Origin of the sequence: Streptococcus chenjunshii (assembly GCF_003086355.1) — a bacterium.
Lineage (GTDB): Bacteria > Bacillota > Bacilli > Lactobacillales > Streptococcaceae > Streptococcus > Streptococcus chenjunshii.
Genome location: NZ_CP031733.1, coordinates 1,812,907 through 1,826,538, shown reverse-complemented (window position 1 = coordinate 1,826,538; position 13,632 = coordinate 1,812,907). Strand labels below are relative to the sequence as shown.

Annotated in this window: 12 protein-coding genes; 9 read left to right on the top strand and 3 right to left on the bottom strand. The window is 42.6% G+C overall.

What is annotated here, in order from left to right:
* Entirely contained in the window at window positions 1-870 is an 870-nt protein-coding gene (gene rsmI, locus DDV21_RS08725; RefSeq protein ID WP_116878012.1) for a 16S rRNA (cytidine(1402)-2'-O)-methyltransferase, read from the top strand.
* Window positions 871-1,057: 187 nt separating this feature from the next.
* On the opposite strand, the gene DDV21_RS08720 is transcribed toward rsmI, so the two are convergent.
* The gene (locus DDV21_RS08720) at window positions 1,058-1,690 is read right to left on the bottom strand and encodes a copper homeostasis protein CutC (protein ID WP_116878011.1); all 633 of its coding nucleotides are present in this window, start codon (window positions 1,688-1,690) and stop codon (window positions 1,058-1,060) included.
* Window positions 1,691-2,108: 418 nt separating this feature from the next.
* Here DDV21_RS08720 and serC point away from each other — a divergent pair, with 418 nt between their 5' ends.
* The 5 genes from serC to DDV21_RS08695 all read left to right on the top strand — a co-directional run bounded on the left by serC (window position 2,109) and on the right by DDV21_RS08695 (window position 6,533).
* Window positions 2,109-3,200 (top strand): 3-phosphoserine/phosphohydroxythreonine transaminase, encoded by a 1,092-nt coding sequence (serC, locus tag DDV21_RS08715; RefSeq protein WP_116878010.1) that lies wholly within the window; start codon window positions 2,109-2,111, stop codon window positions 3,198-3,200.
* Window positions 3,201-3,263: 63 nt separating this feature from the next.
* Window positions 3,264-3,815: a GNAT family N-acetyltransferase gene (locus DDV21_RS08710; RefSeq protein WP_116878009.1), complete on the top strand. Its 552-nt coding sequence runs from the start codon at window positions 3,264-3,266 to the stop codon at window positions 3,813-3,815.
* 173 nt (window positions 3,816-3,988) lie between these two features.
* Window positions 3,989-5,167 carry a phosphoglycerate dehydrogenase gene (locus DDV21_RS08705; protein ID WP_116878008.1) on the top strand — a complete coding sequence of 393 codons (1,179 nt, stop codon included), beginning with the start codon at window positions 3,989-3,991 and terminating at the stop codon, window positions 5,165-5,167.
* A 52-nt stretch (window positions 5,168-5,219) separates the two neighbouring features.
* Entirely contained in the window at window positions 5,220-5,708 is a 489-nt protein-coding gene (locus tag DDV21_RS08700) for a methylated-DNA--[protein]-cysteine S-methyltransferase (RefSeq protein ID WP_116878007.1), read from the top strand.
* Between the two features lie 471 nt (window positions 5,709-6,179).
* The gene (locus tag DDV21_RS08695; protein ID WP_116878006.1) at window positions 6,180-6,533 is read left to right on the top strand and encodes an arsenate reductase family protein; all 354 of its coding nucleotides are present in this window, start codon (window positions 6,180-6,182) and stop codon (window positions 6,531-6,533) included.
* A gap of 69 nt (window positions 6,534-6,602) precedes the next feature.
* Here the strand turns inward: DDV21_RS08695 and DDV21_RS08690 are convergent, their stop codons facing one another.
* Together DDV21_RS08690 and DDV21_RS08685 are read right to left on the bottom strand one after the other, a co-directional pair.
* The gene (locus tag DDV21_RS08690) at window positions 6,603-7,262 is read right to left on the bottom strand and encodes a DNA alkylation repair protein (RefSeq protein WP_116878005.1); all 660 of its coding nucleotides are present in this window, start codon (window positions 7,260-7,262) and stop codon (window positions 6,603-6,605) included.
* A gap of 27 nt (window positions 7,263-7,289) precedes the next feature.
* Window positions 7,290-8,123 carry an exodeoxyribonuclease III gene (locus DDV21_RS08685; RefSeq protein WP_116878004.1) on the bottom strand — a complete coding sequence of 278 codons (834 nt, stop codon included), beginning with the start codon at window positions 8,121-8,123 and terminating at the stop codon, window positions 7,290-7,292.
* Between the two features lie 905 nt (window positions 8,124-9,028).
* On the opposite strand from DDV21_RS08685, the gene DDV21_RS08680 reads away from it, so the two are divergent.
* The 3 genes from DDV21_RS08680 (at window position 9,029) to DDV21_RS08670 (ending at window position 13,591) form a co-directional block, all read left to right on the top strand.
* Window positions 9,029-9,976 carry a hypothetical protein gene (locus DDV21_RS08680; protein WP_142917739.1) on the top strand — a complete coding sequence of 316 codons (948 nt, stop codon included), beginning with the start codon at window positions 9,029-9,031 and terminating at the stop codon, window positions 9,974-9,976.
* Between the two features lie 427 nt (window positions 9,977-10,403).
* Window positions 10,404-12,431 carry a methionine--tRNA ligase gene (gene metG / locus DDV21_RS08675; protein ID WP_259293364.1) on the top strand — a complete coding sequence of 676 codons (2,028 nt, stop codon included), beginning with the start codon at window positions 10,404-10,406 and terminating at the stop codon, window positions 12,429-12,431.
* A 248-nt stretch (window positions 12,432-12,679) separates the two neighbouring features.
* Window positions 12,680-13,591, top strand: coding sequence for a magnesium transporter CorA family protein (locus DDV21_RS08670; protein WP_116878001.1), 912 nt, complete (start codon window positions 12,680-12,682; stop codon window positions 13,589-13,591).
* The last annotated feature ends 41 nt before the right edge of the window (window positions 13,592-13,632 follow it).

Sequence of the window (13,632 nt, the reverse complement as noted above, 5' to 3'; positions counted from 1 at the left end):
ATGCAAATACAAAAAAGTTTTAACAAGCAATATACTTTAGGAACACTTTATTTGGTGCCGACACCAATTGGCAACCTACAGGATATTACTTTGCGGGCTGTTGAAACGCTGAAAAATGTGGATTATATCTGCGCTGAAGATACGCGCAATACGGGACTGCTGCTAAAGCATTTAGCTATCAAAACGAGACAGATCAGTTTCCATGAGCATAATGCAGCCGAGAAAATTCCTGCTTTGCTGGCCTTGCTTCAGGATGGAAAATCATTAGCGCAGGTTTCAGATGCAGGGATGCCTTCAATTTCGGACCCGGGATATGAACTGGTTCAGGCAGCGCTTGACCAAAATATTGCGGTTGTAGCACTGCCTGGAGCTTCTGCTGGTATCACAGCCCTGATTGCCAGCGGTCTGCTGCCTCAGCCCCATGTGTTTTACGGTTTTTTGCCCAGAAAAGCAGGCCAGCAAAAAGCATTTTTTTCCACTAAAAAGAACTATCCTGAAACACAGATTTATTATGAATCTCCTTACCGGCTGGCAGCAACCTTAAAAAATATGCTGGCTGTCTACGGCGACCGGAAGATTGCCCTTGTCCGTGAACTGACAAAGCGCTATGAAGAGTATCAGCGCGGAACAGTTTCCGAAATACTGGCCTATATTGAAGAACAGCCGCCAAAAGGAGAATGCCTGCTAATTGTTGCTGGCTGTCAGGCTGCAAGGGAACCTGAAAATTTGACAGAACAGGACATACAGGTTTCTGTCCGTGATTTTATCGCAGAGGGACTGGCCCCTAATGCCGCCATTAAAAAAACGGCTAAAGCGGCTGGGCTAAGCAGGCAAGAGGTCTATAATATCTATCATGATTTAAAAGATTAATGAGAGGAGTTTACTGAAAAATATAAAGAGCCTAAGATAAAATCCATTTCTTCGAAATGACGATTTTATCTTAGACTCTTTTTTGTCAAAACCAACCACTTATGCAGTAAGCACAATAATTATCTGCCCGCTTAAAACACTCTTTTTCATTCAACTGCAAAGGCTGGAAGAAGAAATTCTGCAGATTTTAAATGATACGTGTCCCATGGACAGACTGACAGCCTGTCAGGCGGCAGAGCTCTTGGTAATTTTCTGCAGTGACTCCACCGCCCGGCACCAGTTCAATTCTGCCATCTGCATAAGTGTGAAGCGTTTTTATCCAGTCGGCATTAGCTAAAATATCATTTTTTTGCACAGAACCGTGCAGCAGTATACGGGTAAAACCCAATTCGGACAGTTGATCTAAAGCTACCTTCTGTTTTTCCTTAGGAATACGGTCAAAAGCCATATGAAAGACTAAGGGCAAGCCCTGAGTTGCCGGCATGAGCTGCTCAATAGCTTCTGTGTCCAATTCATTGTCTTTTGTCAGCATCCCCAGAACAAGACTGTCACTTTCTAAGGCGACAGCCTGTAAGATATCTTCTTCCATAATTTTAAGTTCAAGGTCATTGTAAACAAAAGAACCGCCCCTCGGCCGAATCATTGTAGCCAGACTGATGTCCTTTTCGTGGAGGATTTTGGCCGCTTCCTTTATCACTCCGTAAGACGGTGTTGTCCCTCCGACAGCTAAATTATCGCAAAGCTCTACCCGTGTTACCGACTGACTGTCTAATGTCTGCAGACCGGTTATATTTTCTGCACAAAATTCTTTAAGAATCACAATAAAACACCTCACAAAAATAAGATACAAAGGCCGTGAAAAGCTCACAGCAAAAATGGCGGTAAGCCAGAAATCTATGATTTCGCAGACAGCATCTCTGTCAGAACGGCTAGAGAATGAGACAGAGCCCAAACCATAACGTTCGACGTCTGCCCCGAAAAGCCTAGCAGACATTTTAATATTAAAGCTTTGAAAAAGCGACTGAGATAATGCTAGGCTACTGCGTTTTGTTTATAGTACAAACAATGATTTGGGAGGCTATGATTTTTGTCTGCCCTTAATCATCTACAGCTTTTTTGAAATTCCAGCTTATATATTATTTTATTATATCATGGATTTGAAATGAATCAGATTTGAAAAATCTTTACAAAATTCTGACAATTTGCTATAATTTGTGATATTGTACGGAGGTGTTTTGATGACGATTTACAATTTTTCTGCAGGTCCTGCAGTATTGCCGAAATCGGTGCTTAAACGGGCACAGGCTGAAATGTTAGACTATCAGGGCAGCGGTATGAGTGTTTTAGAAATGTCCCACCGCTCCAAAGAGTTCGATACAATTATTAAAGATGCTGAGCAGCTGCTGCGTGATTTAATGGCTATCCCTGATAATTACAAGGTGCTGTTCCTGCAAGGCGGGGCTTCTACGCAGTTCAGTATGCTGCCTTTAAATCTTGCTAAAGGACGTAAGGCTTATTATCATGTTGCCGGTTCATGGGGCAAAAAAGCGTATGCAGAAGCTGTTAAATTATCCAAAACCATTCCTTTTGAACCTATTTTATTAGCTTCGTCTGAAGAAAGCGTTTATGACCATATCCCAGTTTTCGAGGCATCAGCGATTGACCCGGAGGCCGCTTATGTTCATCTGACAACCAATAACACAATCGAAGGAACAGCCGTTTACAACTTGCCGGATACGAACGGTGTGCCGATTGTAGCTGATATGTCTTCTAATATTTTGGCCGTTCGCTACCACGTTGAGGATTTTGCGGTTATTTATGCTGGAGCGCAAAAAAACATTGGTCCTGCGGGTGTTACTGTTGTCATTATTCGTGAAGACTTTCTCAATGATGAACCGGCACTTTCAAGTATGCTTGACTACCGAATTCAGGCTGATGCCGGATCGCTTTATAATACACCGCCAGCTTACAGTATCTATATTTCCAAGCTTGTTTTTGAATGGGTCAAGGAATTGGGCGGTGTTGACAGGATGGAAGAGCTTAACCGGGAAAAATCTGGTCTCCTTTATGACTTTATTGATCAATCAGATTTTTACAGCAGCCCCGTTAAACATTCGGCTGAACGTTCGGTAGCTAATGTCCCATTTGTTACACCAAACAAAGAATTAGATGCTCAATTTGTAGCTCAAGCAGCTCCGCTCGGTTTTAAAAATATCAAGGGACACCGCAGTGTCGGCGGTATGCGCGCCAGTCTTTACAATGCTTTTCCTCGTCAGGGGGTCCGGGATTTAATTGATTTTATGAAAGCATTTGAACAGAAAAATCGTTAAGCTTATCGGTTTTTCAAGCAATTTTGCAGCGGCAGAAAATGGATTACTAAAAAAGGCAGAATAATGGATATTAGACAGGCTTTTCCTAATGAAGTTAATCAGATTATGACAGTCATCAGCAGTGCCAAGCAGGTGCTGGCAGAATCTGGCAGCAGTCAGTGGCAGGGAGATTATCCTAACCAAAACGATATTTTTGATGATATTTTACAGGGACAGGGGTATGTCGGCTTGATTGAGGGACAGATTGTTGCCTATGCAGCCGTTATTACTGATGGCGATCCTGCTTATGACAAAATTTATGACGGACGCTGGCGGCACAGCAACCATCGCTATATCACTTTTCATCGTATCGCTGTTTTGGCGGAAGTTATGGGACAGAAGATTGGTCAGACTTTCCTGCAGGGGCTGATTGAAGGTACTGACGGCCATGATTTTCGCTGCGATACGCATGAGAAAAATGCCGCTATGCAGCATATACTTGAGAAACTTGGCTATGTTTACTGCGGAAAAGTCCCGATTGACGGTGAACGCTTAGCCTATCAAAAAATAAAAACCAAGGCTGAGAAGGCTTTTTACCAAGAGGTTGATGAAGCAGATTATCACGGTTTGGTATAAAACTGCAAGGATGAAAGAGAAGAGCAGACAGTCCTCTTTCGTTTATATGGAAAATGAACAGTTTTCAGTAAAAAAGCTGAAACAGTTTCTTACAGAATTTTTTAAACAGTAATGATAGTTTAATTAAAAAATAGAAAAGGAAAGGCTGGGGAACCTGCCTTTGTGTGAATAAAATGGTATTTAGTGTTAAAACCTTTAACAATATTAATCAGTTGGGCTTAAAAGAACTGGGGAATGAATTTCAGGTTGACGGTGAGCGCTCTGACAATCCGGATGCTTTTATTATCCGCAGTCAGAACTTACATGAGACAGTCTTTCCGCCAAATCTGAAAGCCATTGCCCGTGCTGGTGCCGGAACAAATAATATCCCTATTGACGAAGCAACAGCAGCAGGTATCGTTGTGTTCAATACTCCGGGTGCCAATGCCAATGCTGTCAAGGAAGCAGTGATAGCTGCTATCCTTATGTCGGCGCGTGATTATATCTCTGCAACAGCCTGGACAAATACCCTAAAAGGCGAGGATGTCCCTAAACAGATTGAAGCAGGCAAAAAACAATTTGCCGGAACCGAAGTTCGCGGCAAGAATCTAGGGGTTATCGGTCTAGGCGCCATCGGTGCCCGTATCGCTAATGATGCCCGCCGTATTGGAATGACCGTCTATGGTTACGATCCTTATGTCTCGATTGAGGCAGCATGGAATATTTCTCATCATGTCAGACGGGTCCGAGATATTAAAGAAATTTTTGCCAATTGTGATTACATCACTATCCACGTGCCTTTGACAGAAGATACGAAAAATACATTTGGTGCCGATGCCTTTGCCTTAATGCAAAAAGGGACCACTATAATCAATTTTGCCCGTGCAGAACTGGTCGATAATGAAGCGCTGTTTGAAGCCATCGAAACGGGGGTGGTTAAACGCTATATTACCGACTTTGGCACAGAAGAGCTGCTCAACAAAGATAAGATTACTGTCTTTCCGCATGTCGGGGGATCAACAGCAGAAGCAGAGCTTAACTGTGCCATCATGGCCAGTCAGGAAATCCGGCAGTTTATGGAAACCGGGGAAATCACGCACTCTGTTAACTTCCCTAATATGCACCAGGCACTGACAGCCCCTTACCGTATTACGCTGATTAACCGCAATGTGCCCAATATTGTAGCAAAAATCTCAACGGCTGTTTCAGAAGTTAATATCAATATTGACAATATCCTCAACCGCTCAAAAGGCGATTATGCCTATACTATTCTCGACTTGGACGAAACGGATAAGACTAAGATAAAAACATTAGTAGATGCTTTTGAAGCAAATGATAATATTATCCGTGTGCGCTTAATTACAAAAAAATAATTCAAGAAACCGTCATGCTTCAAGGACTATGCGCAAGAGGGGGAGGCCGACAGTGCTTGTTAAACAGACTTATTTATCTCCTGTCGGTGAGCTTATTTTGTTAGCTAATGAGGAAGCACTGCTGGGAGTTTGGTTTACGGGGCAGAAATACGAACTATCGCATTTTGAAAATTTAAACGTTGCAGAGCGGGAGAATCCGGTCTTATCTGTTGCAAAAGCCTGGTTGGCTGCATATTTTGCCAAAGCGGCACCGCCAATCTGTCCGCCTTTATTACCGAAAGGCACTGTCTTTCAGCGAAAAGTCTGGGAATTGCTCTTAACAGTTCCTATTGGAGAAACCATAACTTACGGCCAGATTGCCAAGAAGCTGAACTGCCGGTCAGCTCAGGCAATTGGTGGTGCTGTTGGCAGAAATCCCATCAGTATTTTGATTCCCTGCCACCGTGTTATCGGCAGTCAGGGACAGCTAACCGGCTACGCCGGCGGACTGGAAAGGAAACGATGGCTGCTGGAGCATGAAGGGATAAAAATAACCGGTTGAAACAAAAATTAAGCAAACTGAACACGGCCTAAACACTGTGAGAGTGAGGGATCCTGCCATTTGAGGTTCTGCCACAAGGCTTAGCCAGCCGTAGACGTCTGAAGGCTTTGTCGTCTTGACAGCCGACCGCACCCTTCTAGTCGTCCTGGCAGGGGTGCGTCTGCGAAATCAAAGATTTCGGACTTACCGCCAGCCGTAGATGACTGAAGGACGATTTAAAAACTAGCCCTTAATTTTGTCAGTGTTATGTACGAGACGCAGTTGCCTAGCGTCATTTTAGTCGCTTTTTCAAAGCTTTAAAATGTCTGCTAGGCTTTGCGGGGGCTAGACGTCGAACGTTATGGTCTGGGGTTCTGCCCCGCTCCCTAGTCATCTTGGTAGGGGTGCGTCTGCGAAAGCGAAGATTTCGGACTTACCGCCTATTTTCTCTTTGCGTTTCAACGGCCTTTGTATTGTGTTAGAAGGAGAAATATGCTAACTTTTTATGAGTATCCTAGATGTTCAACCTGCCGTAAGGCCAAGGCTGAGTTAAAAAAGTTAGGCTTAACATTTGAAGCCATTGATATTAAGAAAACGCCTCCTAAAGCTGAGCAGCTTAAATCATGGCTGGAAACCGGCCCTTTTAATTTGAAAAGTTATTTCAATACTTCGGGCAATAGTTACCGCCAGTTAGGGCTTAAAGATACGTTCAGCAGTCTGTCAACTGATGAAGCTTTAAAACTTTTGGCGGCAGACGGGATGTTACTTAAGCGCCCAATCCTGACAGAGAACGGCAGGATACTGCAAATCGGCTATCGAACGCCCTACGCAGAATTAGGCCTGTAAAAACAGAGAGCGGGACAAAATCGGTCAATTGTCATAAAATGATGATTTCGATTTTGTCCCGCTCTCTTTTTAGAGATATTTACTGGCTTCTTTGATTGATAAAGGGGCCAGTCTTTTTTTGTATTTTTGAAGGAAACTGCGGACCCAGTTGGGATTGGTTTTGGAATAATCACGCAGGCTCCAGCCGATGGCTTTGTTGATAAAAAATTCTGTGCTGTCAAGGTTATTTAGAATGATTTTCTCTAATAGATTCGTATCAGTAAGTTCTTTACGGCCGAGCTGATGATCGATAGCAAGGCGCCTGATCCAGAAATTCTCATCTTGCGACCATTTCAGCATGAGCTGGTTGATGCGCTCATCTTTTAAGCCAATTTTTCCAATGATTTGGTCAAAAAAGTCAATAGTATCCCACCATTGCTTGCTGCGGGCAAACCGTTCAATGTTGGGCACATCTTCATAGTGCAGCTGTTTTTGAAAAGCAGCCAAGTAATCGTAGACAAAATACTGCAGTTCACGGTGAGGATTGCTCCAAGCCAACTCCAGCAGCTTCCAATCGATACGGCCTGCTTTTTTATCTGCCTTAATAAATGGCTTGTATAGTTTGCGGCGTTCAGGAGTAGGAAGGCCATAATAAGAAAATTGATTCCGCATATAGGCGGCCATCTGCCGTGCTTTTCCAGGATTAGCTTGAGTGTCAAAAAGTCTAGTGAGTTCTTGGTATTTTTCCATAGAGACAGCTCCAAATCCCATTTTATGTTATAGAGGCAAATCAATTTCCATCATAATAGGTGTATGGTCCTGCCGAGTGCCAGAATCAATCATATCTGACCTTTTGACCTTATCAGCAATGCGTTCAGAAGTCAGCCAGTAGTCAATTCTCCATCCGGAGTTATTAATCTTGCTGGTTGGGCTGCGCTGAGCCCACCAAGAGTAAACATTAGGAATATCTCCATGCAAATAGCGAAAAGTATCTGTGAAACCTTTGTTTAATAAATTGCTGAAACCTTGACGTTCTTCGTCAGTAAATCCCGGAGAACGGCGGTTTGATTTTGGATGGGCGAGGTCAATTTCTTTATGGGCGACATTATAATCTCCTGTTGCTAAAACCGGTTTTTTCTGGTCTAAGACAGTCAGATAATCAGCATATTTTTGATCCCAAAGCTGACGGTCTGACAGACGTTTCAGACCGTCTCCGGCATTGGGCGTGTAAACCTGAGTGACAAAGAACTGTTCAAACTCCAAGGTGATAATACGTCCTTCCGCATCCATAGTACTTGGCGCTCCAATTTCCGGAAAACTGATTGTAGGCTGTAACTGCGGCTGGTAAAGAAACATTGTTCCTGCATAGCCTTTTCTGGCCGGCTCGACGGAAGAGCGCCAAGTAACTTGATAGTCAGGGAAATATTGTTTTAGGATATCCAGATGTTTCTTAGTTGGTCCCTTGGCGGATAATTTGGTTTCCTGAATGGCAATAATCTCTGCTTTTTCGGCCGCAAGTGTGTCAATGACCGCACGCGAAAGCAGAGCGCGGGCAGAGTCACTGGTTAAAGCGGCATTAAGTGAATCAATATTCCATGAAATCAGTTTCATAACTTGTCCCTTTTTTTGAATTTTTTCTTATTATAACAAAAAAGAGAAGGAATAGCGATTGTCGTGTCCGCATGTTTCTCTATAACGGATACTGCGTCTGGTCTTACATAAAAAGCAAATAATAGAGTTTAGCTTAAAAAAATTTTTCCTGCCGTCATTCCCTGAATCATCGTCTTTCCCTTACTTCTGGTAAGAAAAACGTGCTGGGAAAGTCCTGTTAAAGATTTAAAATTATGGTAGAATAAGGTTATAAAATTAAAGCAAACACAGTTCAAATACTAAGGAATAAAGAATGACAGACAGGATTAAGGCTTAGTTTATAACTGACAAGCTGCCATGCAGGACGAGAGTAACCTCATCGTGCAGCTAATCACTGTCAGCCTGGACTCGGTAATCAAAAATGTCGGACTTGCAGTTAATCGCAGCCGTCTGAAGGCTTTGTCGTCTTAGCGGCCGTAGACAGACCGAAGGATGATTTAAAAAGTTGCCCTTGATTTTGTTAGTGGTATGTACGAAACGCAGTAGCCTAGCGCCATTTTAGTCGCTTTTTCAAAGTTTTAAAATGTCTGCTAGGCTTTGCGGGGGCGAGACGTCTAACGTTATAGTCTGGGGGTCTGTCTCGCTCTCTAACCGTCTTGGCAGGGGTGCGTCTGCGAAATCAAAGATTTCGGGCTTACCGCCTATTTTCCCATTGCGTTCTTAACGGCCTTTGTATCTTGGTGGAACTGAACACGGCCTAAAATCCTAGTGAAAAAGAGACGCAATCGTAGGAAGCGCAAGCTGACGTACGAGTGTGGCTGCTTCTGTGAGTATGCCTGCCAGCGTGATGCAAGCATCACTTGTCAGTCCCTATTTTCATACGGATTTCTTAACGGCCTTGGTATCTTAATAAAGTGAGGGGATTTATGATGAATCAAGAGGAATGGTTAGATTATTTCAGAACAGTTTACGGGCGTGAACCGAGTGCCGCAGAAATTCAAACTGCTTTACAAAATGGTGATTTCATGCAAGCTGCTGCCGATCAAGATGGAGTAGAGACGCCGCCCCAGCCAGCTGCCAGTCAGCCGGAAACGGCTGTTCCGCAACAACCTGTTAATCAGCCAGCTGAGCCCGTACCATCTCAGTCAGTTGCTGCTCAGCCTATGCCATCAGTTCAGCCGCCGGCCAAGAAGAAATTGAAAGCATCAACTATCATTGCTATCAGTGTCGTTTCTGGTCTGATTTTGCTTTTCAGCATTTTGGGCGGTTATGCGGCTTATCGCTACTATTCCGGTAAAATTGACGGTGTCTGGGAGCTGACCTATGAGCGTTATTATGATGAAGAGGAAGAAAAATGGCATACTGTCCTTGAAGAAGAAAACAATATTGAATACCATTTCTTTGTATCTATTGAAAACAGTGATTTTTCACAGTATGGTTACTATTATAATAAGTGGCATGACGGTGATTATGCTGAAGCAGACATTTATTTAACCAATCTGTTTAACCCTCGTTATAAGGTCAATCCCTGGGAGAAAACGCTGCTGCGGGCAAGCAACCCTGAAGCTTATAAGAAAAAGGTTGATGAGGTGATGGATAATTTTTCCGCCTACTACAGCGGTTTTGATGAAGATACGGTAGAAGATTTAAAAAAAAGTTACATCGATTGGTATAATGATATGGGTGAATATCAGTATAAATACAAGAAGTCAGGAACTACTTTAACTATTGAAACCTATAACGAAAAAGGTAAGCTGATTGACGAAATGGTCTTTAAAAGATTATCGTCAAACGAAGCTAAAAAGATGGTTTCGGATTATGAAAAGATTGAGGAAAATTTCCGTAAAAAATACAGTCAGTACAATGAGTATTGATAAAACAGATTTGCGGAAATAAAAATTGACTGATTATGAAAAAACAGAAGACCTTTATCGTAAAAAACGCGTTTATTATGACAATTACTGATAAGACAGATTTTTAAAAATAACTGTCTGAATGATATACAGTTTCTTTCAGATTGCAGCAGGACGAGAGATAGTGATAAGAAAAAGGAAGCAGAAAAAATAAGAACTTTAGGAAATTTGACTGCGGCGCTTTCTAGGCCGCAGCTCCTAAGCTTCAGTTTTTATCTGTTTCCTTTTTTAACTGTTCAAGCGGGCTGAACTTATGCTATAATAAGGTGTTATCCCTTGCAGAGACCGGTTGCTGCTTTTTCCAGTTTTGATGGGCCTTTTGCGGGCAAAGCGGCCGCGGCTGTTCAGGGTTAAATGCTAGAAATTTAATAGGAAGCCTATCTTAGACATTTTCTATCTTACTGAAAGGAATACTATGACTGATAAAAAAACATTTTATATTACAACACCGATTTATTATCCTTCTGGGAAACTCCATATCGGTTCCGCTTATACGACAATTGCCTGTGATGTTATGGCGCGTTATAAGAGGCTGATGGATTATGATGTTTTTTACCTGACTGGGCTTGATGAGCACGGTCAGAAAATCCAGCAGAAAGCAACGGAGGCTGGTATCAGTCCGCAGGCTTATGTTGACAGTATGGCAGAGAGTGTAAAGGAGCTCTGGCAGCTGCTGGATATTTCCTATGATAAGTTTATCCGCACAACAGATAGTTATCATGAAGATGTTGTTGCTAAAGTCTTTGAACAGCTTTTGGCGCAGGGAGATATTTATCTGGGTGAATATACCGGCTGGTATTCTGTTTCAGATGAGGAATACTTCACTGAAAGTCAGCTGGCTGAAGTTTTCCGTGATGAAGCGGGTAATGTTATCGGAGGAACAGCGCCTTCCGGTCATGAAGTTGAAAAGGTTTCAGAAGAATGCTACTTTTTCCGTCTTAGTAAATACGCTGACCGTTTAGTAGCTTTCTTCAGGGAGCATCCGGATTTTATCACTCCTCAGGGTCGAATGAATGAAATGCTGAAAAACTTCATTGAACCGGGACTGGAAGATCTCGCTGTTAGCCGGACAACATTTACTTGGGGCGTACAGGTGCCAAGCAATCCTAAACATGTCGTTTATGTCTGGATTGATGCACTGATTAACTATATCACGGCTCTTGGCTACGGCCAGCAAGAACACAGCCGCTTTGACACCTTCTGGCCTGCTAATATTCACATGATTGGAAAAGACATTCTGCGTTTTCATTCAATCTATTGGCCGATTATCTTGATGGCGCTGGGACTTCCCCTGCCTGAACGACTGGTTGCGCATGGCTGGTTCGTGATGCAGGATGGAAAAATGTCTAAATCAAAAGGAAATGTTGTGTATCCGGAGATGCTGGTCGAACGTTACGGGCTTGACCCTTTGCGCTACTATCTTATGCGCAGCCTTCCTGTTGGTTCAGACGGAACCTTTACGCCTGAGGACTATATTGGCCGAATCAATTACGAATTAGCTAATGATTTAGGTAATCTCCTCAATCGGACAGTTGCCATGATTAATAAATACTGCAGCGGCAGCATTCCGGTATATACTGAAAAGGTAACAGCTTTTGATGATGATCTGGAAGCCGTGATTGCTGAAAATCTCACTGATTACTATAAGCATATGGAAGCAGTAGACTTCCCGCGTGCTTTGGAAGCTGTTTGGCAAATTATTTCCAGAACCAATAAATATATTGATGAAACAGCACCTTGGATTTTAGCCAAAAATCCCGAAAAGCTTCAGGAATTGGAAGCTGTTATGGCACACTTAGCTGCCAGCCTCCGTGTGGTTGCCCACCTTATTCAGCCTTTTATGATGGCGACATCTGATGCCATCATGGATCAGCTGGGCTTTGGCCGGGAATTTGACCTTGTTAACTTAAGCCTGTCAGCAATGCCTTCAGGAGCTAAGGTAGCTGCAAAAGGCAGCCCGATTTTCCCGCGTCTGGATATGGAAGCCGAAATCGCTTATATCAAGGAACAAATGAAAGCTGATAAGGGAGGGACTGCTGCAAAAGAGTGGAATCCCGAAGAGGTTGAACTCAAATCAGATAAAGCGCCAGTTGCTTTTAATGATTTTGATAAATTGGACATTCGTGTAGCTGAAGTGAAAGCTGTTGAAAAAGTTGCTGGTTCAGACAAATTATTATCTTTCCGGCTGGATGCCGGAGATGGTGAAGACCGGCAGATTCTTTCCGGTATTGCCAAATATTATCCGAATGAACAAGAGTTGGTAGGTCAAAAGGTACAGATTGTTGCTAATCTCAAACCACGGAAAATGATGAAAAAATATATCAGTCAAGGCATGATTCTCTCAGCTGAACATGACGGCCGGCTGACACTGCTGAGTGTTGATCCTGATCTCCCGAACGGCAGTGTGATTGGTTAGCAGTTTTTGTATCTTATTTGAACTGAACACGGCCTAAACGCTGTGAGAGTGAGGGTTCCTGTCATTTGAGGTTCTGTCACAAGGCTTAACCAGCCGTAGCTGACTGAAGGCTTTGTCGTCTTAGCAGCCGACCGCACCCTTCTAGTCATCCTAGCAGGGATGCGTCTGCGAAATCGAAGATTTCGGACTTACCGCCTATTTTCTCTTTGCGTTTTTAACGGCCTTTGTATCTTATTTTAAGGAGCTTTATGGAAGAAAAGCAATTTGGCAATTTGACTTGGATTTGTGTTAATTTAGACGAAAATCTTGATAATCAGCAGTTAAAGACTGATTTGGCGATTGATGAGAAAATCATCGCTTACGCTTCAGACGTCGATGAATTGGCACATATTGACTATCATGCCAAATTAGAACGTTTGGTTTTAGTATATGATGCAATTCACGATGAGAAAGATGACAATATTTATGCGACGACTCCTGTAACTTTTATTCTTAAAGAGAATCGAGTCATTATCCTGCATACTAATGACAATGCTTATTTGATTGAGCAGTTCATCGCTTTATTTGAGTCAGAAAGCATTGACTCTGTTTATGATTTTATATGCGCCGCTTTGGTTTGTATTTCCAAAAATTATTTTCATGTTTTGGAACGCCTTAACAAAGAATTAAAAGAAATTCGAGAAAAACTTCGTAAAAAGACGACTAAAAATCGCTTACTTACTCTGTCAGATATTGAGATGGCCATGATTGGCATTAAATCGTCAAGTAAGCAAAATTACCTTGTTTTAGAGCAATTAGAAGATTCGTCTTTAAACTGTCCTTTTTTTGCCGGTGACAGTGAAAAACTTTCTGCTGCAAAAATTGAAGCCCGCCAGATTCTGGAAATGTCAGAACTGACAGCACAGACGATGGCACAGCTGTCAGAAACCTATAACAATGTTTTGAATAATCAGCTGAATGATACCATGAAGATTTTAACGGGGCTGTCGATTCTTTTGGCAACGCCTGATATTATCACCGGCTTCTTTGGAATCAATGTCCCCCTGCCTGATATTTTAACAGGAAATTCCTGGAGCTGGCTGCTTATCATTGGTCTCATTGTTCTTTTTGCACTGCTTATGGGGAGAATTTTATTTTGGGTTTTTCGTCAAAAAACATAGTGTATGGAGAAACGGGAAAGCTAGTTTTCCCGTTTTTTGAT